We start from the raw sequence: 26022 nt of genomic DNA on the forward strand, positions 1-26022 counted from the left end.
GTTGACGCGGTCTCGCAACACGCTGTCACCCTTACACCCTCACAAGGCAGCGACATGATTTCTTACATTCTTCGACGGCTCGTCACGGCCGTTTTCATTCTGCTGGGTGCCTCATTCATCGTTTACATGATGACGGCGGCATCGGGCGACCCGCTCTGGGATTTGTACGGACACCCCAACGCGGCCCAATTGATTCCTGCGCGAACCGAAGCCTTGAATCTCGATCAGCCACCCATTCTTCGCTACTTCACGTGGCTGGGTGGCGCACTGGGATGCCTCGCACCATTTACGGACACTTGCACTTTGGGCTTGAGCCGTGAGGGTATGGAAGTGACCCAGATGCTGGCCTTCGCCATGGGCCAGACCATCATGCTGGTGACCGCAGGAACCATCCTGGCCATCGTCATCGGTATCACGCTGGGCATCGTTTCAGCCCTTCGCCAGTACTCCGGACTGGACTACGGCATCACGTTCTTCACGTTCTTGTGCTTCTCACTGCCGAGCTTCTGGTTGGCGGTGCTACTCAAAGAAATTGTGGCGATTTCCTTCAACGACTTCTTACAAGACCCGGTCATGTCCCTAGCCAGCATCCTGGCTATCGGCGTGGTGGCCGGGTTGATCTGGTACCTCGTGTCCTTCGGGAAGCTGAAGACTCGCATCCTCATGGGGGTGCTGGGATTCCTGGTGACCTCGGGCATCGTGTACTTCGTGTTGGCGACCAACTGGTTGACGGCGCCGTTCCTGGGCATTCCCTTGATCGGTCTCACCGGTGTTCTCGTGGCCGTGATCACGACCATCCTTATTTCGGGGCTGCGTAATAAGCGCGCTCTCTATGCGGGTCTAGCAACCGTACTGGTGGGGCTCGCCCTTTATTTCCCGGTCCAGAGCTTCTTCCGAGGTGCAGGCCTGCTGACCGTGATCATCCTGTGCCTGGTCATGATCGCCATCGGTGCGGCGATCGGTTTCTTTGCCGGTGGTTACGACCGAAGTCAGGGCATGCGCGTGGCCGGTATCACCGGGTTCTTCGTGGCGCTGCTCATCATCCTCGACCGCTTCATGCAGTCCTGGCCGAACTACTTGGACTCCGGCCACATCCGAGGGCGGCCGATCGCCACGGCCAGCGCTGCAACACCAGGTCTGACCGGTGATTTCTGGATCATGGGCATCGACCGGTTTACCCACCTGTTGCTGCCGACCATTGCCCTGACCTTGCTCGCACTGGCGTCTTACTCCCGTTACTCGCGGTCCTCCATGCTCGAGATTATGGGCCAGGACTACATCCGTACGGCCCGCGCGAAGGGCTTGTCCGAGCGCACCGTGGTCATGCGTCATGCCTTCCGTAACGCGCTGATCCCGTTGGCCACCCTGGTGGCCTACGACATCGGCGCTCTCATCGGTGGTGCGATCATCACTGAATCCGTCTTCGCGTTCACTGGTATGGGCCAGTTGTTCGTGCAATCTGTACGCAACGTGGACCCCAACCCCGTGATGGGTGTCTTCTTGGTCACGGGAATCGTGGCAATGGTCTTCAACCTCATTGCTGACCTCGTGTACTCCGTTCTCGACCCGCGTGTGAGGGTGAAAGCATGAGCCAGCCGCAGCAAATTGAAGTTCAAGAGGCCGAGAACCTTGGTCCCATGGGCGAGCCTCGCAACGACGTCCAGGGAAAGAGCCAGGGGCAGCTAGTCCGCCAGCGGTTCTTCGGCAACACGGGTGCGGTCGTTTCGCTGATCGTTCTCCTTTTCATTGTTCTGCTGGCGATCACGTCCATTGGCATCGGCCCCGTCCCGGGCTGGTGGAAGTGGGATCCTGACGCGACCGGAACCGTTGTCAATGGCGGCCGTCCCACACTGTCGCTTCTGCCTCCGGGCCTGGGCGATCATCCCTTCGGCCAGGACAACCTGGGCCGCGACCTGTTCGCCATGACCATGCAGGGAACGCAGTATTCATTGATCGTGATGGTCGTGGTGGGCGTGATCGCTGGCATTCTGGGCACAGTGGTCGGTGGCCTCTCCGGTTACTTCCGTGGCTGGACCGAAGCCATCCTGATGCGCCTGACCGACGTGATCATCATCATCCCGCTGGTCATTCTGGCGGCGTTGCTGGGGCGAATGGCCATCTCCTTTGTGCGTTCCACCGGGTTACCCACGGTCGCCACGGTCATTGCGCTGGGCCTGCTGATCGGTGCGGCATCGTGGCCCCCGCTGGCCCGCCTGGTGCGCGGTGAGTTCCTGTCGCTGCGCGAACGCGAGTTCGTCGACGCCGCCCGGCTCGCCGGCGCGTCCAGCGGCCGGATCATCTTCAAGCACATCCTGCCCAACACCGTGGGTGTGATCACCGTGAACATCACGCTGTTGATGTCCTCGGCGATTCTGCTGGAAACTGCGCTGTCCTATTTGGGGCTCGGTATTCAGGCGCCGGACTGGTCACTGGGCCGTCTCATCAGTGAGAACCAAACAGCGTTCGCGACCCGCCCGTGGTTGTTCTGGTGGCCCGGCGTGTTCATCGTGACCATCGCGTTGACCATCAACTTCATCGGTGACGGTCTACGTGACGCGTTCGATCCACGCCAGCGCAAGTTCAACCCCAAGAAGGCTCGCGAACGCGGCGAGCATCGCAACGAGCGCGGCGACGTGGATGCCGGTACCAACGCCAACATGCGCGGTGCCGTCAACCGGGCCACCCGATGAGTCAGTCATCGGCGGGCGCGTCGCGGGTATCAGGCTGTGACGAACAGCGCGATACCCGCCGCGGCCAGCGCCAACGTCACGGCGAGCGGCGCCGGAACGTAACGGACGCGCACGGGTTCCAGAGCGGCGTCGTCGCGGATGAAGACGTCCAACTCGCCCGTGTCGATCTTGCGCTGCCACAGCGTGCGGATGTCATTGGCTGCGGTACCCGAACGGGTACCGGCCAGGTCGCCGGTGCGCACGGCGCCTTCGGTGCGGGCCAGGGGATGGGCTCGCGTCACGCCCTGGGTGCCGGAGCGCAGTGCGGATCCGGGACCCGCAGCGGGCAGCGCGAAGCACGAGTGGGAACCGCCTTCGGTGACCACCGTGACCGTGAAGCGTGTGCGCACGTCGATGATCTGCGCCCACGGAATATCCACGCTGCGCAGCGGATTGATGATCCGCACGCCGAATCCGTGAATTTCCATGCGGGGGCGCCAGTACAGCGCGTATCCCAGCCCAGCCAGGGCGGCACCGCAGCACACGCTCGCCACGGTGAGCAGCGCGTTCTGGCCCCAACCCGTCACCGCCGCCACCACGCCCAGGATCACCAGAAAACCGGTGAGCCACGGGGCGGACGCGGCGCGATACACACGCGGGGGAGCAGCGGGGGAGTTCTGGTCGTGGGGCATGGCCCCCATGCTAAGCATCCCCACCTCGCAACCCACGCACACCACGTTTCAGACACGATGGAGCACACACGATGAGCACCTCGCACTCCGCCCCCGGCCATCCCGAGGGCACCCCCGACAACAACGGATCGGGTCAGCACGCAGCCTCCGGTGGCTCGCCCTGGCGGGACGACGCCGCTCGCCAACCCGGTCGCCACAGCGCACCTCGGGGCGGCAACGAGCGCCCGGGAGTCAGCGAACCCCGAGGCGCCGAATCAGCCCTCGGCAGCAAGGAAGCCATGGGACGTGACGACAACCAGGCTCGGCGTGATCGTCGTTCCCTGCGGAGCGGTTTCGGCAAGCGCAGGGACCGGTCAGCTGCGGGCTCCGGTACTCAGGACGCCACCACCGAACGCTCGTCCCGCGGCTCGCGGAGCCAACGCCGCGTGGTGCGCGGTGAACCGGTCCTGGTGGTGGACGGGCTCTCCGTGGACTTTGGCGTGGATAAGGAATGGGTCCCGGCCGCAATCGACATGAACTACCAGGTGGCCGCCGGTGAGGTGCTGGCCATCGTGGGCGAATCGGGTTCGGGCAAGTCTGCGAGTTCCATGTCGATCCTGGGACTGCTGCCCTCCAACGCACGGGTCAACGGTTCGGCCAAGCTGGCCGGTGAGGAACTCATCGGACTGCAGGGGGCCGCTCTGCGCCGCGTGCGCGGTGAAGAAATCGCCGTGATCTTCCAGGAACCCATGACGGCCCTCAACCCGGTCTACACCGTGGGCCAGCAGATCGTGGAAACGATCCGGCTCCACCGGGACATGTCGCCAGCCCAGGCCGCCGAACGCGCCAAGGAAATGCTGACCATGGTGGAACTTCCGGATCCGGAAAAGGCGTTCCGTTCCTACCCGCACCAGTTGTCCGGTGGTCAGCGTCAGCGCGCCATGATTGCGCAGTCGCTGTCGTGTGATCCCAAGCTGTTGATCGCCGATGAGCCCACCACCGCTCTGGACGTCACGGTGCAGGCAGAAATCCTGGACCTGATCCGCAACCTCAAGGACAAACTGGATTCTGCCGTCATCCTGATCACCCACGACATGGGCGTGGTGGCCGACCTGGCGGATCGGATTGCGGTGATGAAGAAGGGCCGGATCGTCGAACAGGGGCCCGCCGAGCAGATCTTTTCCAGCCCCGAACACCCCTACACCAAGACCCTGCTGGAGTCGGTCCCTCACCTGGGTGAAGGCAGCGAGACCGGTGAGTCTGTTGACATGGTGGCCGTGCTGGAACGTGAGGTTGAGGCGGAGGAACGCGAGGCGGCGTCGTCGTCGACCGACCGGGACGCTGCGACGGCCAACGACGTCGCGGCAGGAACCGCAGGATCGACCGCGGCGACTGCCTCCGACCGTCCCACGCTGCCCACGGATGCGGCGCGCACCCCGCGGCACATGGAACCCAGTGACGACACCGCTGCGCTGCGTGTGACCGAGCCCGTGCTGCAGCTCAAGGACGTGGCGATCGAGTACCCCAAGCAAGGCCGTAACCCGGCGTTCCGCGCAGTGGAGGACGTGAGTCTGACCGTGGCCGCGGGTGAAGTGCTGGGCCTGGTAGGTGAGTCCGGTTCGGGTAAGACGACCATCGGTCGTGCGGCCGTGGGACTGTTGCCCGTGGTGGAGGGATCGTTGATCGTGGACGGCCGTGAACTCAGCGGCGCCTCGCGCAGGGAACTTAACGGAGTGCGCAAGGACGTGGGCATGGTGTTCCAGGACCCGTCGTCATCGCTGAACCCGCGACTGCCGATCGGCGAATCCATTGGTGAGCCCATGTTCCTGGCGGGAATGGCCAAGGGGCAGGAGCTGCAGAACCGGATCGAGCAGCTGCTGGACCAGGTGCGATTGCCGCGCAACTACCGCAACCGTTACCCGCACGAACTCTCGGGTGGTCAGAAGCAGCGCGTGGGTATTGCCCGTGCACTGTCGCTGAAGCCCAAGCTGCTGGTTGCGGACGAACCGACCTCGGCGTTGGACGTGTCCGTGCAGGCCACGGTGCTGGACCTGTTCGAGGAATTGCAGGCAGAGATGGGTTTCGCGTGCTTGTTCGTGACGCACGACCTCGCGGTGATCGACCGGCTCGCGGACCGGATCGTGGTCATGCAGCATGGCCGGATCGTGGAGCAGGGTCAGCGCGAAGTGGTGTTGCGCAGCCCCGAGCAGGATTACACCAAGCGGCTGCTCGCGGCCGTGCCGGTGCCCGATCCGGATACCCAACGCGCACGCCGCGAGCTGCGTCAGCAGATGAAACTGGGCGCGTCCTAAGGGGTATCACTGGCAGCGGCTCAGGGACGTATTTGGACGAAATCGGTATGTGTCACTCACGGTCATGTGTGCCGGGTGTCACAGCAAACTTACTAGGGTGGAGACATGATTAATCCCGCACGCCTGACCTCAGACCTTTCCCGCTTGCGTCGTGAAACCGACATGTTCCTGGCGACCATTGAGTCCCTGGCCGACCGCGAGATGACCGAACCCACCCTGTGCGAGGGCTGGGATCGTGCGCATGTGATCGCTCACATTGCGTCGAACGGTAACGCGCTGGTCAAGCTCATCGACTGGGCCGTGACCGGCGAACCCGCCGAGCTCTACGCGTCTCCGGACGCTCGTGAGCAGGAGATCGACGAACTGGCAGCTCTTCCCAAGGAAGAGCTCATCCAAAAAGTTCGTGACAGCGCGGACTACTTCGAAGAGCAGTGCGAACGCCTCAAGGGTGAGATCAAGACCGAGGAACTGGACCTGCACGGCAAGCCCGTTCCTGCCACATCCATCCCAGCCGTTCGCGTGGCGGAGGTCGTTGTGCACCACCACGACCTGGACACCACCTGGACCATCGAGGAAGCGGACCCGGATTCGCTGCTCAACGCCGTGGAGGCCGCTGTTCGCACCATGCGCGCCAAGAACGCACCGGGCATGACCCTGCGCACCGAGGAGCGCGACGAATGGGTCATCGGTGACGGCGGCCAGGAGATCACCTCTGACCGCGAAGGCATGCTGGCCTGGTTGGCTCGCGGCGACGACGAGCACATCGAGTCTCAGGGCGAACTGCCCGAGCTGCCCAAGTGGTAAGCCTTTGAGTCGCTGTTGACTCACAGAAAACCGCCGCCGTGCACTGTTGCACGGCGGCGGTTTTTCGTGGGGTGCTACCTCAGTCGCGCACGTCGAACAGCCACGGATCCCAGCGGCGATCGGTGTGCGGATCACCGAAGTTCACGAACGTCTTGCCCTTGGATTCCACGACCTTGTACTCCTGGACCACTTCCAGGCTCAAGCGCTCGCGGTGTTCCACCTCGACGATCACGGCTCGGGCACCGGAGCGGTCGGGCAGGGTCGCGGGGTAGGCCAGCGCGGCCACCAGCAGATTGGAGGCCTTGGCGGAGGTCATGGCGCGCAGTTCTTCCAGAACGTCATCAGGGTGCCGCTCTGCGGTCTCGGCCGGATCCAGGGAGTTCAACTCGAACTCGCCGTCCTTGGCCCCGGTCACCACGAACACGGGGAAGGCGCCGAACTGCAGCACCTGATCCTCCACGACCGTCTGAACGTGAGTCAGCGCAGTGTCCACGGCCTCAACGGCGCTGTCGGAAACCCACTGACGCCATGCGTTGTCGTGGTCCACCTGGGCCTTGGCGGCTTCCGACTGGGACAGGCGAGGCTTCTTGGAGGGGCCACCGGAGTGACGTTTGGGCGGGCGGGCGGAGGACTGAGCCACGAGTGGGGACCCCTTAGTGAGATAGGTGAAAGTCGAGCGTTCTGAGTCAAGCCTAGGCGCTCGCTAGACTGGATCGGAATCACTAGCGAATACCAGGAGCATGCATGTCTGCGATTAATCGCGAGCAGGTGGCCCACCTGGCCGAGCTCGCGCACATCGAGATGACCGAGGAAGAGCTCGCGCGCGTTGCGGGCGAACTCGACCTCATCGTCTCGTCCGTGGCCTCGGTCAGCCAAGCCGCCGGACCTGACGTTCCTGCAACCAGCCACCCGCTGCCGTTGCAGAACGTTTTCCGTGAGGACGTGGTGGGGGAGACCCTCACCCAGGAAGAGGCCCTCTCCAACGCACCGGACAGCCAGGACGGCAAGTTCCGCGTGCCCGCAATTCTGGATGGGGAGTGAGCATGAGCGAACGCATCGTAGAACTGTCCGCCGCCGATCTTGCGGCCAAGCTGGCCTCCGGGGACGTCTCGTCCGTTGACGCGGTCAACGCTCACTTCGAGCAGATCGACGCCACCGAGGGCCAGGCTGTGGACTCGGCCGACCCCCACAAGGGCACCGACGGTCTCAACGCTTTCCTGCACCGCAACCGCGAGGAAGCACTGCAGGTTGCGCAGGACGTCGACCAGGCCCGCGCCAACGGTGAGCAGCTGCACGAGCTGGCCGGCGTGCCGATCGCGGTCAAGGACCTGATCGTCACCAAGGGTCAGCCCACCACCGCGGCATCCCGGATGCTCGAGGGCTGGATGAGCCCGTATGACGGCACCGTGACCAAAAAGCTGCGCGCCGCCAAGATGCCCATTCTGGGCAAGACCAACCTGGACGAGTTCGCCATGGGCTCATCTACGGAGCACTCTGCGTACGGCCCCACGCGTAACCCGTGGGATCTCAACCGCATCCCGGGTGGTTCCGGTGGCGGTTCCGCCGCTGCGGTCTCCGCGTTCCAGGCGCCCCTGGCCCTCGGCACGGACACCGGCGGTTCCATCCGCCAGCCCGCTGCGGTCACCGGCACCGTGGGCGTCAAGCCCACCTACGGTTCGGTTTCCCGTTACGGTGTGATCGCCATGGCATCCTCGCTGGATCAGGTGGGCCCGTGCTCGCGTACCGTGCTGGACTCGGCCCTGTTGCACGAGGTGGTTGCGGGTCACGATCCGCAGGACTCCACCTCCCTGAACGACCCCGTGGGTTCGTTCGCCGCGGCCGCCCGTCAGGGTGCTGAGGACGGTGGGCTCAAGGGCCTGCGCGTGGGCGTGGTCAAGCAGCTCACCGGCGACGGATTCCAGACCGGCGTGCAGCAGCGCTTCAACGAGGCGGTCGAGCTGTTGCAGTCCGCCGGTGCCGAGGTCGTGGAGGTCGAGACCCCCAACTTCGAGTACGCGTTGGGTGCCTACTACCTGATCATGTCCTCCGAGGTCTCATCCAACCTCGCCAAGTACGACGGCGTCCGGTTCGGTCTGCGCGTAGTCCCGGAGGGTAACCCCACGATTGAGCGCGTCATGGGTGCTTCCCGTGCGGCCGGTTTCGGTGACGAGGTCAAGCGCCGCATCATCCTGGGTACCTACGCCCTGTCCGCCGGCTACTACGATGCCTACTACGGTTCGGCCCAGCAGGTGCGCACCCTGGTGCAGCGCGACTTCAACGCGGCATTCGAGAAGGTGGACGTGCTGATTTCGCCCACCGCTCCCACCACCGCCTTCAAGATCGGCGGCGTGGACGAGTCCGCGGACCCCATGCAGATGTATCTCAACGACATCGCCACCATCCCCACCAACCTGGCGGGTATTCCGGCCATCTCGCTTCCGGGCGGATTGGCTCCGGAGGACGGCCTGCCCGTGGGCATCCAGTTCATGGCTCCGGCTCGCGAGGACGCGCGCGTCTACCGCGCCGGCGCGGGCCTGGAGCGACTGCTCAACGAGAAGTGGGGCGGTCCCGTGTGGTCGTCTCGCGGCGACGTCGCCACTACCGTTCGTGACTTTGCGGCCGGTGCCGCGCTGGGAGGCAAATAATGAGCGAGGACGTCCTGTCCTTCGAAGAGGCCATGGAGCGCTTCGATCCCGTGCTGGGTTTCGAGGTGCACGTGGAGTTGAACACCAACACCAAGATGTTCGACGCCGCCCCCAACACCTTTGGCGATGAGCCCAACACCAACATCACCCCGGTGTCCCTGGGGCTGCCCGGTGTGCTGCCCGTGGTCAACGGCAAGGCCGTGGAATCCGCGATCAAGCTGGGTCTGGCGCTGAACTGCTCCATCGCGGAGAAGTGTCACTTCGCCCGGAAGAACTACTTCTACCCGGATACGCCCAAGAACTTCCAGACCTCGCAGTACGACGAGCCGATCGCCTTTGACGGTCAGCTGGAACTCGAGCTCGAGGACGGCACGCCGTTCACCATCGAGATCGAGCGGGCGCACATGGAGGAGGACGCCGGCAAGCTCACCCACGTGGGTGGCGCGACCGGCCGCATTCAGGGTGCTGCGTACTCGTTGGTGGACTACAACCGTTCCGGCGTGCCGCTCATCGAGATCGTGACCAAGCCCATCGTGGGCGCCGGTTCGCGCGCTCCCGAGTTGGCTCGTGTGTACGTGGCGGCCATTCGCGAGATCGTGAAGAACCTGGGTATCTCCGACGCCCGCATGGAGCGCGGCAACGTGCGTTGCGACGCCAACGTCTCCCTGATGCCCAAGGGCACCACCGAGTTCGGGACGCGCTCGGAGACCAAGAACGTGAACTCGCTGCGCGCCGTCGAACGCGCCGTGCGTTTCGAGATCCAGCGCCACGCCGCCGTGCTGTCTGCGGGCGAGAAGATCGTTCAGGAAACCCGTCACTGGCACGAGGACACCCGGTCCACCACGTCCGGTCGCCCCAAGTCGGACGCCGACGACTACCGCTACTTCCCCGAGCCGGACTTGGTTCCCGTGGTCACCACGGAAGCGTGGATCGAGGAACTGCGGGCTCAGCTGCCCGAGCCGCCGGCCCAGCGCCGTAAGCGTCTCAAGGCCGAGTGGGGTTACTCGGACGAAGAGTTCCGGGACGTCGTCAACGCCGGCGTCATGGACGAGATCGAGCAGACCATCGCGACAGGCGCTTCTCCGGCCGTGGCTCGTAAGTGGTGGATGGGCGAGATCGCCCGTCTGGCCAAGCAGGCCGAGGTCGAGATCGTTGATCTGCCCGTGACCCCGGCCCACGTGGTCGAGGTCAACGCTCTCATCGACGAAGGCAAGATCAACGACAAGCTGGCCAAGAAGGTCATTGGTTTCGTGGTCGAGGGCGAGGGTTCCCCGTCCGAGATCGTCGAAGCCCGGGGTCTTGCGGTCGTCTCTGACGACGGTGCTCTCACGGCTGCCGTCGACGACGCCATGGCCCAAATGCCGGACGTGGTCGAGAAGATCAAGGGCGGCAAGGTTCAGGCCGTTGGTGCGCTCATCGGTCCGGTCATGAAGGCCACCCGCGGCCAGGCAGACGCCGGCCGCGTCCGCCAGATCATCCTGGAGAAGCTGGGCGTGCAGGGCTAGCTTCCGCTGCCGCCGGTGTGGTTACGCCGGGCGAATCTCAAGTGAGGGTCGTGCAGATTCCGAGTCAGGAATCTGCACGACCCTCACTTCACGTCTGAGTCCTAATTCTCCGCGGGGACGTCCTCGCTGACGAGCCACTCGCGCAGGCCGTTGTCGATTGCCGAGGGGGTGTTGACGATCTGCGCGATGCGCTCGCGGTTCTGCGTGTCTTGTGCTTGCGAGCGGCAGATTCCGTTCGGCGAGTCCGACGCCGCCGAGCACCACGCGTACTGACCACCCTGGGTGTTCGAGCTGGGCGCCCAGGACAGGTCACTGACACCCCAGCTGCCGTCCGCCGCCTTGGCGAACTGGAACCGCGCGATCAACCCATCATTGTTGACGGGCATCATGGGTGCGGTCTCGGTGACGGTGTTGCCCACGCCGTACACGATCCACGTGCCGTTGTGGTTCTCAATGGGCTGCACACTGTGCGAGCCGTGCCCGTAGATGGCGTCGAATGCGCCGGAGTCCGCCAGCGCATGGCCGGTCCGGACCTGGAAGTCGTCGGCCGTGTCCGTGTATTCTTCGGCGGAATGGATGGCGGCCACTACGACATCTGCACCTAGCTCGCGGGCCTTTTCGGCCTGACTCACGGCGCGGTCGATGTCCGCCTGGGCAACCTCCGGATCGACGGTGGGGTCTTTGCCGTCCCGGAAGCGGTCAACCTGCCACTCGTGTTCGGCTTCTTTCTTATTGACGCTGTTGGTGCCCGTCACGATGGCCACGGTGCCAGCTTCGGTGTGAATGCGAAGGGGTTCTTCGGAGGCAGCCTGGGAATCGTAGGAGCCGGTGTGCTGCAGACCAGCTTCGTCCAGGGTGGCCAATGTGCGGTTGATCCCTTCAGTGCCATGATCCAGTGTGTGATTACTCGCGGTGGTGCACGCGTCATACCCCACCGACTTCACCGCGGTGAGGATCTCGGGCGGTACCTGGAAGTCCGGATAATCCGCGTACGGCCCGCCTTTCTCCGCCACGGGCGTCTCGGCATGGCAGACTCCGATGTCCGAGTTCTCCAGGTAGGGGCGTTGCCCGGCGAGCAGTGGTTCGAAATCGAAATTCTGACCGTCATGGGCGGCTGGGTCTGTGGCAAAGTTGCTCCACAAACCCTCGTGAAGCAGCAGATCTCCGGTCACGGCCATGGTCATGCAACTGTCCTTGGCGCACTCAGGCCTGGCTGCAGCGGGGGAGAGCACGGGGGAGGCTGCCGCACCCTCAGCGGATTCAGAGGGCGCCGGTGTGGGACCAGAAGGTTCGGGGTTATCTGCACATCCAGCGAGGCTCCCTACCGTGAGCACGGCCGCGGCAGCTACGGTCAGAATCCGGTGGCGGTGAGAGTTCGGCAAGCCCATGGGTTCGATGATTTCACAGTCAAAACATGAGGCGGATCACATTGAGAACGTGTTCGGACTCAATCGGCCAGATTTAAGTCATTAAATCCTGACTTAATTCATGAGATGCTCTTCACACGAAGCAAGCCAAAGGTTAGGCTTTCCTAAGTTTCGGAAGTCACACAGAGAGCGAGGAAGCCATGGTCGAGCAGACGATTGGTGGCCAGTCTCAAGGTTTGAGCACCCATGATCGAGCAGTGTCCCTGGCACATCGGATGCTTGCGGGGGCGGGACGTGCGGCACTGGTCGCCTACGCGCTCGAAGGCCAGCCCACGCTTGACTCTCTGGCTCACGGCATGACCGCCAGCGGGGACCTCATGGTGGCGACCACCGTGTTCTCCGGCTCCGATGATGCGGTCCTTCTCAATCCCGGCACTCGCATGGATGTACGGATGGACATCACCAAGCTCTCACCCGAACCCCGCGTAAAAATCCTCACGGCCAGCGCACACATGCTCGGTCAGTTGGAATGGTTGGATCCCGAGCGAGCCACTGATGTCCTCGAGTATGAAGAAGTTCCGGAGATGGTCAAGGCTGTGGCTCAGTCTCCCTTCGGCATGCTCGGCATTGTCCGGGTCTCGCGCGTTCTGCTGCACGACGGCGTGGGTGCCACGGCCATTCCGTTCGCGCACCTGGTCGAGCGGCATGACGACGTCGCTCTGGCCGGCTTGGGTGACATCGAGACCGTTGGTCTGGATGTTGCGTCCAACCTGGATTCCGTTGATCTTGCCTCGCTGTGCGATGCAATCAGCAACGGCTGGGTCGAGGCGCGCGTCTTGAGTGAGAAGCCCTCTGTCGGAGGTTGCTCCCACACCAAGAACCGTGAGTTCGTGGTGGATGTCGATGTGACAGGATTGACGGTCATGCGCAACGGCGCCGAGCGCACTCATGTGTTCTTCGTGCCCTTCGACCGCGAGTCCGTGGTGGAGTGTGGTGGTCTCTTGGCCCGAGTGGAGTCCCTGTTCGGGGCTCGGGTGGGCGCCGCCGAATAATCGACCCGGAGTCACCCTCAATCTGGGGAGTAATCGCCCAGGCAAGCTGGCTCGTCAGAACCTAAAAACCGTGCCCGTGCGTTCATGAAGAACGCACGGGCACGGTTGTGTCCGGAAGCGAGTGATTACTCGGCTTCGTAGGACGCGCAGTTAGCGGTGTCGCCGGTCATCTCGATGGAGGACGCGGTGCACAGCAGGTCGGTGTTGTGCTTGCACTCGAGGCGCTGGCACGCGCCAACCTGGCCGTTGGCGGTGGGCAAGCCTCCGCGAGCGTCCAGGGAAATGAAAGTGGTGCAGGATGCGGTGGAGCCGCTGCCGCCCACGGTGATGGCGGGCGCGGAGCAGCCGTTTTCGTTGTATGCGCACGCGGTGGCGGCGCAAGCGGAGACGGCGGTCAAAGTAGCCATGATCTGTTCCTCTCAGGCGGTTCGTATTTATAAAGATACGAGCGAAAATTCCGCCTTACAAGTAAGTTGAACCTTAGGTCAAACCACTCTGACTTAATTAAATTAGCGAAGTCCCATGTTTTCTAATTGCCTACCAAGGGGAGCCTTGCCTTGCTGTGACGGGCATCTCGGGGGTCTGCGGTCAGTGAAGAGTGTTTCGTAATTGGGTAGCCGATAAATCACCCATGCATTAGCTAGTGCGATTCAGGGCATCCGCGTGAAATGCACATTAATCACACATGACACCAATTGAAATGAATAACTACTAACGCGAGTGAGCCCGGTTTCTACCTGCGGTACTCGCTGCCGTCCGGGGCTCGCGTGATGTACCCGGTGTCCACGCAGTGCCGGCGAATCAGGGCCGGATCATCGCTGAACCTCTCAATCCGGTCATTGAGCTCTCGCTCTTCGACGCGCTCGTCAGTTGCCAAATATTGATCCATGATCCAGCGGATCAGCCCGTCTCTGTCGGCGGCCTTGGACGGCCAGCGGGCCACTCGGCCATGTTCGAGGAACCGCTCGTAACCCTTCGGGGTGCCGCTGGCACCCTCGGCGAGAAGTTCACGGAACGCGTCGGTGGGGGACCAGGCGCCGTCGGCGTCGTCGATCAAACCCACCCGTTGCAGGTTCTGGAGTGCCCGCGATTGCTTAGCGGTGGATGTCCCGGGAATTTGATCGAGAACGACCCGGGCGTACATGGCACGGGTGCCCGGATTCGCCAGGGCTGCGAAGATTTGACGGGTGTCCATGGAGTCGTAGTCGCACGTTGATCCGATCAACACGCGACGGTCTCCAGTTGTCCAGTCCTCAGGGTCTAGCTGCTGTTTCTCGGATGAAACCAAGCAGCACTGCCGCGAGAGCGGTGGGCTGGTCCTCCGGGATAAGAGTTCCGCTGTCGGAAATCGTCACCAGTCGACCCCGGGGTAGGAGGTCGGAGTGAACCACTCGTCCAATACACGGTCGGGGATTCGAGTGTGAGATACGGCCCCCCATGCGCGTCGGTGATGGCGGAAGAGGGGGGTCCGCAACAACTGCATGAGTAGCCATGCCCCGCCCGGGGCTCGTGTTAGCAAAACTGCGGGCCGGGCCTGCGGCGGCGGGAAGTTGTCAAAGGCTTCACAGGCGACAAATGCCATGCGTGAGATCCGCTCGTCGCGTCCGAGCGCGACGACGAATTGAGGGCCACCCCAGTCGTTCATCACCAATGTGACATCTTGCAGCTCAAGGGCCTCGAGGAAATCGGCAAGGATATTCGCCTGCCCCAATTGCGAAAGATCGGCGTCAAGGTTCATAGCGTTTTTGTGGGCACCCAGTGGGAGAGTCGGCATGATGCAGCGAACACCCCCGAGGAGCGGCACCACTTTGCGCCATTGCAGGTGATCCATGGGGAACCCGTGCGTCAGGACCATTACCGGGCCAGGGCCACCGGTGTCCACGTAGTTGATGGTGCCCGCGGGTAACACAACGGAACGGTGCCGTCCGGTTGAGGCTGTCTGGGGCTGCGTGTCCGCACCTTCGTCAGCGGAGTGTTCACTCGGGACGTCGCGAATCAATTCGATGACGGCGGTCACCGTCGGCTCCGGACCGCTGGTGAGGACTGCTCCGGCGCGTCGGAGCGCCGCGATCGCGGGTTCGTTTCCCGCTGTGGTGTGAGCGATGATTCTTTGCGCGCCCGTGCCGATCGCTCGCTCGATAATGAGCGAGAAGACGCCATGGCTCAGGTCGCGGCCACGGGCGGATCTCGCGAGCCAGATGCCACACTCCACTTCTACGGGAGACAGCGACTCCAGTCGGATCGCACCGCTTACACGTCCGTTGACACGCACGGCCTCCGTGAGTTGGTGACCATTCACCAGACCCGGTCGGTTCCTCCGATGGAAATCACGGAGCCAAGTGACACGTGCCTCTCCCCAACCCGGTTCGAGTGGCGGGGTCACATCATTAGGATCGGTGTCCGCAACGGCAACAGCCACCAGCTCTTCCAGGACGGATTCGTCAACTGGTACCAGTTCAAGTTCGGGAAGCATGAGGACCTTCGGGTAGCTCAACCGAGGCCGGTGCTCGACGTGTTCCGGCCAGGATCAGGCCGGAACCAGCCAGCAAGAGGAGGTCTTGGCCCACGCCAGGGCCCGCAACCACGGTCCCGACCACAACCCAGGCTCCGAGGGCCCAGGGGATGAATCGTGGAGGTGGGATACCACGGCGGTTCAACCACGACACGGTAAGGCCGAGGAGCACCATTGGGGGCCCAAAACTGTTGATGGACAGCCAGTAGGCACTCATCGCTGGGCTCATGCTGGCGAGTTCTTCATTCCACAGTTGACCACTGAACCATGTTCCGGCGTGACGCGCGGCACCCTCGGCGGTGAGCGCGCCCACCGTATGAGCGGTACCGTACAGCACAATCAGACGGCCGCCCCAGGTGACCAACCGGTTTCTCGAAGTGTGTGGCGCGCCCATTGGGCGCTTCTTATCGGCGCGTGAAGTAGGGCGGGTTAAGACTGAGCTGGCAGTGATTCCACCTCTGATCTGATGGCCGACCGAAGAACTCTTAGTGGAACTGGTGTGCTGATCTCGGAGCAGCCATGCGCGTTCCCATTTCCGGGTCAGCGCAGGATATATGACGGCGTACCTGAAGGGTTTGATTGCGGCCATGTAGACCCGCCCCAGCAGGCCGTGCGGTTTCACCAGTGCGGCCATCCGCAATTCGTAGTCACCTGAGCCAGCCTGCACCCAACCCAAATGACAGAGGTGGTGGACGGTTCGATTGGCCATTTCGAGAACGCACTCGTTACTCGTCTCGTACACCATGGTGAATGGGGTGTCGGGCCAGGGGGAATCGATAGGGTCCTGGCGCAGGTCAGGGGGAAGCCGGTCGCGCAATGAATCCACGCGCCGCCCGACCCCCTGCTCGGGGTTGTCCCAACCAAAGAGACCCCCCAACTTCCAGCGCACGGCGAACAGCAGCCGAACTACCCGGGGGTCGACATTGCGGTCGCTCTCGTTTTGCAACGCTTCCAACATGGCGGGGAAATCATCCGGCCTAGCTCCCGGTGTCCGGTAGGACCACACGTCTTCTACACGGAAGTCAGGCGCTATTTCATGGATCCGCCAAGGACGAACGGAGTGGTCGGATTTGGAGAGTTTCATCGGTCTCACATCTTTCCCGGTGCGGGGAACGCCTCTTGCGCAACAGAATACCATACCGTATGGTATGGAACCATACTCCAGCTATTCCGAATCAGCCGGATCTGAGCACGAGGATGAAGGGTGCGTCACATGAAATCTCGACAGGACTGGTTGGAAGCCGGACTGGACATTCTGGGCGGTCAGGGTCTTCCGGGGCTGAGGATCGAAGCGTTGTGCTCTGCTGTCGGCGCCACGCGGGGTTCCTTCTACCACCACTTCGTAGACATGCCCGGATACCGAGTGGCCTTGTTGGAGGAGTTCGAACTGAGGTGGACCTCGCGGTTGATTGACCACGCGGAATCTATCGCAAGTCAAGGCCCAGCGAGTCAATTACAAGTGTTGTCGGATGATGTGGTCGACAGTCTCTCTCCCCGCGAGGCGATTATCGAAAGAAATGTGCGTGCCTGGGCGACGCAAGACGCTGATGCCGCCACAATCTGGGCGCGCATCGACGCGCGCAGGTTGGCCTACCTCACTGACCTGTTGCGCGGTCTTGGATACGACCAAACAGAATCCGAACGGGGCGCGCGACACCTAGCCCTGTTGGTGATCGGCGCCAATCTCATGAGTCCACCGAGTAGCCCATCGGAGTTGCGTGAAGTTTTCCAGCCTCTGATCGAGAATTTGTTAGCAGGTGCATCACAATGACCAATTGTCCGAAACGCATTTCGCCGCTGCGCAGTGCGGGGGTATGGACCATGGTGCTGGGGTCGGTTCATATCGCCACGACAGGGATGTTCTACCCTGCCTCTGTGCGCAGCATCATCAAAGCCGGGGTCGTTTCTTCGGTCGATGCAGACCCTGCACTGGCTGAACGTCGTGGAGTCGGTTTCTGGTACTTCACGTCTGGCCTACTGCTGATCGGCCTGGGAGCTACGGTTAGGGAGCGAGAAAGGGCTCATGGCCGCCCACCGCGTAGCACCGCAGCCATTCTGGGGTTGACCGGTCTCTGGGGCATTACGCTCTCGCCCGCCTCTGGTTTCTGGCTGTTCTTGCCGATTGCCTGGCTTGCACACACGGCCCGACGTCGCGCTTCACAATGATTGATCGCGAACAAAGGACACGTGATGAAAAACCTCATGGCCGATCAAGTGCGCCGGGTACGGGTAACCGAACCGATCGCTACAGATGGCCGCCCCTTCGACTACGCCGATGCCTTTGAAGTTAGTGTTCCCCATCCGGATATGAGCGCTCCACGGGAGTGGCTGCATGAAGGGTTGGCAACGACCTCGGGTGTGGTGACGCGGCTCGTTGGTGTTCTTGGGCTTGGTGAATCACCAACTGAGGTTGGCCAGCTGGGACCTTTCCGGATCATCGAATCCAGCGCGGAAGTGATCCACCTCGAAGCGGCCATTCCACTGATGCACATCACTATGGTGGGTCGACGAACTGTGCCTTCGCAGCGGCGGCTAACGACCGTCCTCCACTTCAGGCGACCACTTCTGGGCCGAATTGCCTGGACGATTATCGGTCCGGTGCATCGCCGAGCGGCAAAGTCGCTCATCACCGCCGCGACGACTCTTCGTCCGGATCAGGAGCTTGACTCGGCGGCGGGCTCGACCCAGGTTGACCGTGGGTCTCGCGTTTCCGGTCTGGCTTTCGTGGACGAACATGCCGTGGTGATCAATGCACCTGCGAACAACGTCTGGTTGAACCTGAGTGCCGCGCTTGACCAGACGTTCTCAGGATCAGTCGCAACAACCTATGCCCGGGTTGCAGGTTGTGCAGAACGATCTCCATCTGGACCGAGGCCCCTTGCTATTGATTCGACACTCGTCGGGTTCCGAGTCGCCAGTGCGAGGCCCGGAGCGGAACTTGAGCTCACAGGGAGGCACCGGTTTTCCGTGTATGCCCTGTCGTTCCACATGGAGCAGGCAAATAGCGGACAGACGCGTCTTCGGGCAAGAACCCATGCCAATTTTCCGGGCGGGGGCGGTCGCTTGTATCGCTTGCTCGTGGTGCGGACCGGTTTCCATGCTCGATCCGTGAGGCATTTGCTCAAGGACATCCAGCGTCAAACTGAATCCTCCCGGGGCACCGGCTGAGACGACCGCAACGAAAGGACCGGGATCGGGAAAATGAGAGTCATCATGGCGCTGAATGATTGGCGCTAGTGTGACTCACATGACATTTCGCTTTGACACCCCCGAGCATCTGGTCGCCTCACCTCGACTCTCCGGATTCAGTACCCATCCCTCCGGAGGTGTGATTGCCCTGCGTAAAGAACTCTCCGCTGACGGCAAGAAATACGTGGCCCAGGCGTGGTCCGTAGAACACATTGATGATCGTGCGGTCGGTAGGCAACTGACCCACGATCAGCACGGGGTCTCGGAAGTGTGTCCGGCGCCCGATGGCAATGTGTTCTTCACTTCGGGTCGGCCGTACGGGGATGACGACAAAGAACGCACGCGACTATGGTTGCTGCCGCCGCACGGTGAGGCGCGGATGATTCTGGAACGGCCCGGCGACGTCGAAGACCTCAAGCTGGGTGGCGAACGCTTGTTCTTCGTGAGCGGTACGCTCCCGTCTGCCCGCCATGCGAAAGACATGAAGGCGGAGAACGAGCGGTTGGACAAGCTCCGTGAGGATTCGGGGGTGAGTGCGATCCTGTACGAGAAAGCGCCCACTCGAGACTGGGATCACGACCTGGGACCGGATGAACCGACCTTGTGGTTCGTGAACGCGTCGGAAGCGATCGGCGGCGCTGCGGTCCAGGACAGCATGCGACCTGTTCGGCTTCCGGAAGGCCGTCTGCTTGGCTATGAGCCTTCACCCGATGGAAGCTTTGTGGTGGTCACAGTGAACGCCTGGATCGACGGCGGCTGGGAGCGATCGGAGGTCTGGCGCATCCCGGCAGCGGAGGATGGTTCCGGCGAACCCCAGCTTATCCGCGCCGCTGACTCGAACATCTGGTGGGAAACGGGCCCGGTCAGCCCCGATGGAAGCCGGGTCATTCTGCTCAAGGAACAGCTGTGGAGGAGTACGCAAAACCTCTCGGTGTCACTGTGGGCGTACGACTTCGACTCGGGTGATGCGCAAGAAATCCTGCACGGAGACGAATACTGGGGAGAAGGCCCCCGGTGGATCGATGACAACACCGTGGTGTGCAGTGCGGATTACCGGGGCCGCGGGATTGTGTTGCGCGTGACCTGCGCCCCGGGGCAGGAACCCAGTGTCGAAATATCTGCCGGTGGTGATGGCCAAGGGTGGACGTACGGTTCTGTTCAGGTTGCAGGGGACGGGCTCTGGGCCCTGCGATCGCGGGTGGATCGTCCCGAGGAACTTGTCCGCTGGCCCGTCGACGAATTCTCAGCTGATCCCGCGCCTGTCGAGGGCATCCTTCCCGACGACGTTCCGGCCGGTCGGCTCGAAGAGGTCACCACGCTTGCGGAAGACGGCACGGAGATCCGAGCCTGGCTCGCACTACCGGACACCCCCGCCGCGGCGGAACTTCCCCTGCTGGTGTTCGTACATGGCGGTCCGTGGGCATCCAACAACGCGTGGTTGTGGCGGTGGAACCCCTGGCCGTTCGTGACCCGCGGCTACGCGGTATTACTTCCGGACCCTGCCATCTCGACCGGCTACGGCCAGCACATGATCGACCGGGGTCAACAGGAACTAGGTGGTGCACCGTTCACTGATGTCATGGCCCTGGTGGAAGCTGCGACGCAACGCCAGGACATCGACGCCGACCGGCAGGCACTACTGGGCGGTTCCTACGGCGGGTACATGGCCAACTGGGTGGCCGGGCACACGGGGGAGCGGTTCAAATGCATCGTGACCCACGCGTCCTTGTGGGATCTGCACACCATGGGCTCGACCACCGACAACACCGAATGGGAGGAAGCAATGGCGCCGTCGCAGGCGGATCACTATTCACCCCATCGGTTCGTGGATGACATCCAGGTGCCCATGTTGGTGATCCACGGCGACAAGGACTACCGCGTGCCCATCTCCCAGGGTCTGCAACTGTGGTCTGATCTACAGCGGCATACCGCGGTTACGGGACACAAGTTCTTGTACTTCCCGGATGAGAACCACTGGATCCTCAAGCCCGCGAACGCGCGTACCTGGTACGAGACGGTTCTGGCCTTCGTGGATGAGCACGTGCAGGATAAGCCGTGGCGCAGGCCGGAGTTGTTGGGGTGAGAAGCGGAACTGTGAGGGGAATACTGCGGCTCCCTTTACAGTGTCAGACCTTGGAACGCGTGAGAAATGAGTGATAGGTCACGTGTGGACGAGCAGCTCACTCAGGAAGAGTAGAATCGCTGAGATTCCCCTCTACCTCGATTCATGAAGAGAGACTTGCGTATGTCTGAAACCACCGCCCAGCGCGCCGATCTGCGCAACGTGGCAATTGTTGCCCACGTTGACCACGGCAAGACCACCATCGTCGATGCCATGCTCCAGCAGACGCACGCTTTCTCCTCACACGGAGAGGTCGAAGAACGAGTCATGGACTCGGGCGACCTGGAGCGGGAGAAGGGCATCACCATCCTCGCGAAGAACACCACGGTGTTCTACGACGGCCCCTCGGCCGACGGCGAAACCATCACGATCAACGTGATCGACACCCCGGGCCACGCTGACTTCGGTGGCGAGGTGGAGCGCGGCCTGTCCATGGTGGACGGCGTGGTGCTCCTGGTCGATGCTTCCGAGGGTCCCCTGCCCCAGACCCGTTTCGTGCTGCGTAAGGCCCTCGAGGCCAAGTTGCCCGTGATCCTCGTGGTCAACAAGGTGGACCGCCCGGACGCCCGCATTGAGGAAGTGGTCTCCGAGACCATGGACCTGCTGCTCGGCCTGGCTTCCGATATCTCCGAGGACTACCCGGAGATGGATCTGGACGCCGTTCTGGACGTCCCCGTGGTCTACGCCTCCGGTAAGGCCGGTCGTGCGTCCACCGACCAGCCCGGCAACGGCGAGCTCCCCGACAACGAGGACCTCGAGCCGCTGTTCAAGACCATCATCGAGCACATCCCGGCACCTTCTTACGAAGAGGGCGGCGTGCTGCAGGCCCACGTGACCAACCTGGACGCCTCCCCGTTCCTGGGTCGTCTGGCCCTGCTGCGTATCTTCAACGGCACCCTGAAGAAGGGCCAGACCGTTGCGTGGGCCCGCCAGGACGGCCAGCTGAAGAACGTCCGCATCTCCGAGCTGTTGGCCACCAAGGGCCTCGATCGCGTTCCCGCCGAGCAGGCCGGTCCCGGTGAGATCGTGGCCGTCGCCGGTATCGAGGACATCACCATCGGTGAGACTCTGACCGACCCGGAGAACCCGCAGCCGCTCCCGCTGATCACCGTGGACGATCCCGCGATCTCCATGACCATCGGTATCAACACCTCCCCGCTGGCCGGTCGCGTCAAGGGCGCCAAGGTGACCGCCCGTCAGGTGAAGGATCGCCTGGACAAGGAGCTCATCGGTAACGTCTCGCTCAAGGTTCTGCCCACCCAGCGCCCGGACGCCTGGGAAGTTCAGGGTCGTGGCGAGCTGGCACTGGCCATCCTCGTGGAACAGATGCGCCGCGAAGGCTTCGAAATCACCGCCGGTAAGCCGCAGGTGGTCACCAAGACCGTCGAGGGTAAGGTGCACGAGCCCTACGAGCACATGACCATCGACGCCCCGGACGAGTTCCTCGGTGCCATCACTCAGCTCATGGCGGCACGTAAGGGCCGCATGGAGGGCATGGTCAACCACGGCACCGGTTGGGTGCGCATGGAGTTCAAGGTTCCTTCGCGCGGTTTGATCGGCTTCCGTACCAAGTTCCTGACCGAAACCCGCGGCGCCGGCATCGCCTCCTCGTACGCGGACGGATACGAGCCGTGGGCCGGCGACATCGAGTACCGCACCAACGGCTCGCTCATTGCTGACCGTTCCGGTGTGGTCACCCCGTTCGCCATGATCAACCTGCAGGAGCGCGGTTCCTTCTTCGTGGAACCCACCTCTGAGGTGTACGAGGGCATGATCGTGGGTGAGAACTCTCGCGCGGACGACATGGACGTGAACATCACCAAGGAGAAGAAGCTCACCAACATGCGCTCTTCCACCTCGGACAGCTTCGAGCACCTCACTCCGCCGCGCAAGCTCACGCTCGAGGAGTGCCTCGAGTTCGCTCGCGAGGACGAGTGCGTCGAGGTCACCCCGGAGGCCATCCGCATCCGCAAGGTCGTCCTTGACGCCAACGAGCGCGTGAAGGCTGCTCGTCAGCGGGCTCGCGTCTGATCATGAGCACACCGCAATACCCCCAAGCGGGCACGGTCACCAAGGGCGCAGTGGATTCACTGCTGCCCGCGGGCCGTGCCCCGGGGGACGCGCGGATCCTGTGGGTTCACGCCCACCCGGACGACGAGTCGATCGCTACCGGTGGCTCGATCGCCCACTACGCGCGCACCGGTGCCAGCAACGTGCTGCTCACCATGACGCGCGGTGAACGCGGCGAGGTCATTCCCGCGCCATTGGGCCACCTCGAGGTCGGCCAGCCCGGCTGCCCCGACACCGACGGCACGGCCCTGGGCCTGTATCGCGTGGGCGAGCTCGACGACGCCGCCGCGGCACTCGGTCTCTCCGATCGCTTTTTCGCGGGGGAGACCCCCGCCTTTGATGAGTCCGTAGGTTTCGCCAACGGGTTGGGCCGTTACCTGGATTCCGGGATGAGCTGGGGCGACAACGGTAGGGCACAGCCCGCTGAGGACGTCTCGTCGGCAGCCCTCACGTCGGCCACCGAGGACGAAGCCGCCGCCCACGTGGCCGCGGCGATTCGAGAAGTCCGTCCGCACGTGGTGGTCACCTACTGCGACGACGGCGGTTACGGCCACCCGGACCACGTGCGCACCCATCACGTCACGATGCTCGGCATCGACAAGGCCAAGAGACCGGCCGACGGCGCGGAAGCCTGGGACGTCCCACTCGTCTGGGGCACCGAGGGCGACGTGGATCCCGAGGACCAGCGGCAACAGGCCGTGATCTCCGGGGACCTCGACGCCAAACGCGCGGCCATGGCGGCCCACGCCACTCAAATCGTTCTACCGGAAGACGCATCCGAGACGTTCGAGCTGTCCAACGGCGTTCCGCAGAGGTTGACGGCCACCGAGCACTATCGCTTGCTCAGTGGGGACCTGAACAGCGGAGACCTAGACAGCGGAGACCGCTCATGAGCCGTGCCGAACGGACTCCCGTGAATCCCGCCCCGTGGCAGAACAGCGCAGGGAACGGGAACCGCGGCGACCAGATCTCCACTGGATACGACTCCGCTACTCGACTCTCCGCAGACGGCACTAAGCCTGCCGCGGCGGATCCCGCGGTTGCGAACCCGGCCGACGAAACGGGGGAGACGGACGAGACCACCGCGACCGGGGCGGCGTCGGCGCGCCCGACCACCCTGTCCGCCGTGCTGACCACCGTGATCACCGGCCTGCTGATCGGCTCCGTGGCCACCGTGATGCACGCGAACATCTGGTACGTCAACGAATCCTTGTGGCTACCGTGGGGACTGTTGTTCTCCGGAGCCCTCGTGTGGTTCGCGAGCGTGTGGTGCGGTACCGCGACCCGTCGGGTGTGGGCCGCTGCGGTCCCCGGCCTGCTGACCTACGTGCTCTCGTGGGGGTTCGCCTATCTCAAGAACGGCTCAGCCCTGGTGGTCACCTCGTGGGAAGCGCCCATCGGCATGGTGGGTTACGGATGGTTCGCCGTGATTTTCGTGGCAGTCATGGCGGCCGTGATTGTTACGGGCCGCTACATCGTCAGACTCCGCCGACAAGCACGTGACTGACCACGCGGTTAGACTGTTGGCTGATCCCCTCGAACCAGGAAAGGTACGTTTACCGTGACATACGTGATCGCTCAGCCTTGTGTGGACGTCAAGGACAAGGCATGCGTCGAAGAATGTCCCGTGGACTGCATCTACGAGGGAGAACGCTCCCTGTACATCCACCCGGACGAGTGCGTGGACTGCGGCGCGTGCGAACCGGTGTGCCCCGTGGAAGCCATCTACTACGAGGACGACACCCCGGAGGAATGGGCCGAGTACTACAAGGCCAACGTGGAGTTCTTCGATGACCTGGGTTCCCCGGGCGGTGCCGCCAAGCTGGGCAACACCGGTAAGGATCACCCGATCATCGCCGTGCTGCCCCCGCAGAACCAGGACTGACCGTGACGCAGCAGCGCGCCTTCGGTCTGGATCTGCCGGATTACCCGTGGAACTCGCTCGCGCCCTATCGCCAGCGCGCGGCTGAGCACCCGGGCGGCACCGTGGACCTGTCCATCGGCACGCCCGTGGATCCCACGCCGCTCGTGGTCCAGGATGCGCTCGCGGCCGCCTCGGACGCGCCCGGCTATCCCACTACGCACGGAACGCCCGCGCTGCGCGAGGCGATCGTGGACTGGTACTCCCGACGCCGCGGCGTCGCCCATCTGGACCCGGCCGCCGTGATGCCCACCGTGGGTTCCAAGGAATTGGTCGCGTGGCTGCCGCTGTTGCTGGGACTGGGCCCGGGCGACGTCGTCGCGCGTCCGACCGTCGCGTACCCCACCTATGACATCGGGGCGCAGCTGGCCGGCGCCGAGGCCGTGGCCGCCGATGACCTGGACGACCTGGAGCCGGAGATTCGCTCTCGTGTGCGCATGGTGTGGGTCAATTCGCCGGGTAACCCCACCGGAATCGTGCGTGACGCTGCGAGCCTGAAGAAGATCGTGGACCAGGCGCGTGCGCAGGGTGCCTTGGTCGTTTCGGACGAGTGCTACGCCGAACTGGGCTGGGGCGATTGGGACGTGGCCGAAGGCGGCGAACCCGTACCGTCCGTGCTGGACGAGCGCGTGACCGGGGGAGACCTGTCGCTCGTGCTGAGCGCGTACTCGCTGTCCAAGCAGTCGAACCTCGCGGGCTACCGTGCAGCGTTCTTGGCCGGTGACCCCGAACTGATGCCGTCGCTGATCAATTCGCGCAAGCACGCGGGCATGATCGTGCCGTATCCCGTGCAGGAGGCCATGCGAGTGGCTCTCGCCGACGACGCCCACGTGGCGTCCCAGAAGGCGCTCTACCGTGACCGTCGCGCCAAGTTGTTGCCCGCCGTGGAGGCTTTCGGGCTGCGCATCGACCATTCCGAGGCCGGTCTGTACCTGTGGGGAACCGCGGGGGAGGACACCTGGGACACTGTGGGTCGCTTTGCCGAACTGGGCATCGTGGTGGGCCCCGGAACGTTCTACGGGGACGCCGGAAACGGCTACGTGCGACTGTCCATGACCGCCAGTGACGAGCGGATCGATGCCGCTGTAGCACGACTGCGCGAGGCCGTGTAACCACACTCATCGCATGTCGAATGAGTGGAACCTACGCCACACCACGGGGTAGGTTAGATGATGATCAAACT

General features: G+C 63.3%; 24 protein-coding genes. 17 read left to right on the forward strand and 7 right to left on the reverse strand.

The genetic code is table 11. From position 1 onward, the window contains the following. Positions 1 to 54: 54 nt before the first annotated feature. Both RF638_RS04565 and RF638_RS04570 read left to right on the forward strand, forming a co-directional pair. Positions 55 to 1590: an ABC transporter permease subunit gene (locus RF638_RS04565; RefSeq protein ID WP_368841522.1), complete on the forward strand. Its 1536-nt coding sequence runs from the start codon at positions 55 to 57 to the stop codon at positions 1588 to 1590. Then, complete coding sequence (locus RF638_RS04570) at positions 1587 to 2690, forward strand: ABC transporter permease (RefSeq protein ID WP_129699995.1); 1104 nt, start codon at positions 1587 to 1589, stop codon at positions 2688 to 2690. The genes RF638_RS04565 and RF638_RS04570 overlap by 4 nt, the downstream gene beginning before the upstream one ends. Positions 2691 to 2719: 29 nt before the next feature. Here RF638_RS04570 and RF638_RS04575 read toward each other — a convergent pair whose 3' ends face one another. Beyond that, positions 2720 to 3361 (reverse strand): PH domain-containing protein, encoded by a 642-nt coding sequence (locus RF638_RS04575; RefSeq protein ID WP_368629061.1) that lies wholly within the window; start codon positions 3359 to 3361, stop codon positions 2720 to 2722. 71 nt (positions 3362 to 3432) lie between these two features. Here RF638_RS04575 and RF638_RS04580 point away from each other — a divergent pair, with 71 nt between their 5' ends. Both RF638_RS04580 and RF638_RS04585 read left to right on the forward strand, forming a co-directional pair. Further along, complete coding sequence (locus RF638_RS04580) at positions 3433 to 5652, forward strand: ABC transporter ATP-binding protein (protein ID WP_368841523.1); 2220 nt, start codon at positions 3433 to 3435, stop codon at positions 5650 to 5652. A gap of 105 nt (positions 5653 to 5757) precedes the next feature. After that, the gene (locus RF638_RS04585; protein WP_368841524.1) at positions 5758 to 6456 is read left to right on the forward strand and encodes a maleylpyruvate isomerase family mycothiol-dependent enzyme; all 699 of its coding nucleotides are present in this window, start codon (positions 5758 to 5760) and stop codon (positions 6454 to 6456) included. Between the two features lie 79 nt (positions 6457 to 6535). Here the strand turns inward: RF638_RS04585 and RF638_RS04590 are convergent, their stop codons facing one another. Next, the gene (locus RF638_RS04590; RefSeq protein WP_368841525.1) at positions 6536 to 7096 is read right to left on the reverse strand and encodes a hypothetical protein; all 561 of its coding nucleotides are present in this window, start codon (positions 7094 to 7096) and stop codon (positions 6536 to 6538) included. A 104-nt stretch (positions 7097 to 7200) separates the two neighbouring features. Between RF638_RS04590 and gatC the strand changes: the two genes are divergently transcribed. From gatC to gatB, 3 genes are read left to right on the forward strand one after another with little or no spacing between them, the layout of a single operon-like run. Further along, positions 7201 to 7497 (forward strand): Asp-tRNA(Asn)/Glu-tRNA(Gln) amidotransferase subunit GatC, encoded by a 297-nt coding sequence (gatC, locus tag RF638_RS04595; RefSeq protein ID WP_095797474.1) that lies wholly within the window; start codon positions 7201 to 7203, stop codon positions 7495 to 7497. Between the two features lie 2 nt (positions 7498 to 7499). Next, on the forward strand, positions 7500 to 9101 hold the full coding sequence (gene gatA / locus RF638_RS04600; protein ID WP_165189228.1) for an Asp-tRNA(Asn)/Glu-tRNA(Gln) amidotransferase subunit GatA: 1602 nt from the start codon (positions 7500 to 7502) through the stop codon (positions 9099 to 9101). Continuing rightward, on the forward strand, positions 9101 to 10606 hold the full coding sequence (gatB, locus tag RF638_RS04605) for an Asp-tRNA(Asn)/Glu-tRNA(Gln) amidotransferase subunit GatB (protein ID WP_095797472.1): 1506 nt from the start codon (positions 9101 to 9103) through the stop codon (positions 10604 to 10606). Before gatA ends, gatB begins: the two co-directional genes overlap by 1 nt. 101 nt (positions 10607 to 10707) lie before the next feature. On the opposite strand, the gene RF638_RS04610 is transcribed toward gatB, so the two are convergent. Next, positions 10708 to 11790, reverse strand: a complete 1083-nt coding sequence (locus RF638_RS04610) for a CapA family protein (protein WP_368841526.1) — start codon at positions 11788 to 11790, stop codon at positions 10708 to 10710. A 383-nt stretch (positions 11791 to 12173) separates the two neighbouring features. Between RF638_RS04610 and RF638_RS04615 the strand changes: the two genes are divergently transcribed. After that, positions 12174 to 13025: a hypothetical protein gene (locus RF638_RS04615; RefSeq protein WP_368841527.1), complete on the forward strand. Its 852-nt coding sequence runs from the start codon at positions 12174 to 12176 to the stop codon at positions 13023 to 13025. Between the two features lie 125 nt (positions 13026 to 13150). Here RF638_RS04615 and RF638_RS04620 read toward each other — a convergent pair whose 3' ends face one another. The 4 genes from RF638_RS04620 to RF638_RS04635 form a co-directional block, all read right to left on the reverse strand. Beyond that, on the reverse strand, positions 13151 to 13432 hold the full coding sequence (locus RF638_RS04620) for a DUF1540 domain-containing protein (RefSeq protein ID WP_095797469.1): 282 nt from the start codon (positions 13430 to 13432) through the stop codon (positions 13151 to 13153). 326 nt (positions 13433 to 13758) lie between these two features. Continuing rightward, positions 13759 to 14253, reverse strand: coding sequence for a DUF2087 domain-containing protein (locus tag RF638_RS04625; RefSeq protein ID WP_368841528.1), 495 nt, complete (start codon positions 14251 to 14253; stop codon positions 13759 to 13761). A gap of 123 nt (positions 14254 to 14376) precedes the next feature. Next, positions 14377 to 15498 (reverse strand): alpha/beta fold hydrolase, encoded by a 1122-nt coding sequence (locus RF638_RS04630; protein ID WP_368629065.1) that lies wholly within the window; start codon positions 15496 to 15498, stop codon positions 14377 to 14379. After that, positions 15482 to 16621, reverse strand: a complete 1140-nt coding sequence (locus tag RF638_RS04635; RefSeq protein WP_368841529.1) for a DUF6463 family protein — start codon at positions 16619 to 16621, stop codon at positions 15482 to 15484. The genes RF638_RS04630 and RF638_RS04635 overlap by 17 nt, the downstream gene beginning before the upstream one ends. A gap of 129 nt (positions 16622 to 16750) precedes the next feature. On the opposite strand from RF638_RS04635, the gene RF638_RS04640 reads away from it, so the two are divergent. From RF638_RS04640 to dapC, 9 genes are all read left to right on the forward strand, one after another. After that, on the forward strand, positions 16751 to 17308 hold the full coding sequence (locus RF638_RS04640; protein ID WP_129699987.1) for a TetR/AcrR family transcriptional regulator: 558 nt from the start codon (positions 16751 to 16753) through the stop codon (positions 17306 to 17308). Beyond that, positions 17305 to 17703: a DUF6463 family protein gene (locus RF638_RS04645; RefSeq protein WP_368629068.1), complete on the forward strand. Its 399-nt coding sequence runs from the start codon at positions 17305 to 17307 to the stop codon at positions 17701 to 17703. Before RF638_RS04640 ends, RF638_RS04645 begins: the two co-directional genes overlap by 4 nt. A gap of 24 nt (positions 17704 to 17727) precedes the next feature. After that, positions 17728 to 18705 carry a hypothetical protein gene (locus tag RF638_RS04650; RefSeq protein ID WP_202976179.1) on the forward strand — a complete coding sequence of 326 codons (978 nt, stop codon included), beginning with the start codon at positions 17728 to 17730 and terminating at the stop codon, positions 18703 to 18705. 79 nt (positions 18706 to 18784) lie between these two features. Then, complete coding sequence (locus RF638_RS04655; protein WP_238663054.1) at positions 18785 to 20809, forward strand: alpha/beta fold hydrolase; 2025 nt, start codon at positions 18785 to 18787, stop codon at positions 20807 to 20809. A 162-nt stretch (positions 20810 to 20971) separates the two neighbouring features. Continuing rightward, positions 20972 to 22879, forward strand: coding sequence for a translational GTPase TypA (gene typA, locus RF638_RS04660; protein ID WP_095797466.1), 1908 nt, complete (start codon positions 20972 to 20974; stop codon positions 22877 to 22879). Between the two features lie 2 nt (positions 22880 to 22881). Beyond that, positions 22882 to 23811: a PIG-L family deacetylase gene (locus RF638_RS04665; RefSeq protein WP_129699985.1), complete on the forward strand. Its 930-nt coding sequence runs from the start codon at positions 22882 to 22884 to the stop codon at positions 23809 to 23811. Continuing rightward, entirely contained in the window at positions 23808 to 24425 is a 618-nt protein-coding gene (locus RF638_RS04670) for a hypothetical protein (RefSeq protein WP_095797464.1), read from the forward strand. Before RF638_RS04665 ends, RF638_RS04670 begins: the two co-directional genes overlap by 4 nt. 54 nt (positions 24426 to 24479) lie before the next feature. Further along, positions 24480 to 24803 carry a ferredoxin gene (gene fdxA / locus RF638_RS04675; protein WP_095797463.1) on the forward strand — a complete coding sequence of 108 codons (324 nt, stop codon included), beginning with the start codon at positions 24480 to 24482 and terminating at the stop codon, positions 24801 to 24803. A 2-nt stretch (positions 24804 to 24805) separates the two neighbouring features. Then, the gene (gene dapC / locus RF638_RS04680; protein WP_129699983.1) at positions 24806 to 25951 is read left to right on the forward strand and encodes a succinyldiaminopimelate transaminase; all 1146 of its coding nucleotides are present in this window, start codon (positions 24806 to 24808) and stop codon (positions 25949 to 25951) included. The last annotated feature ends 71 nt before the right edge of the window (positions 25952 to 26022 follow it).

It is taken from the genome of Kocuria sp. CPCC 205235 (assembly GCF_040980905.1).
GTDB lineage: Bacteria > Actinomycetota > Actinomycetes > Actinomycetales > Micrococcaceae > Kocuria > Kocuria carniphila.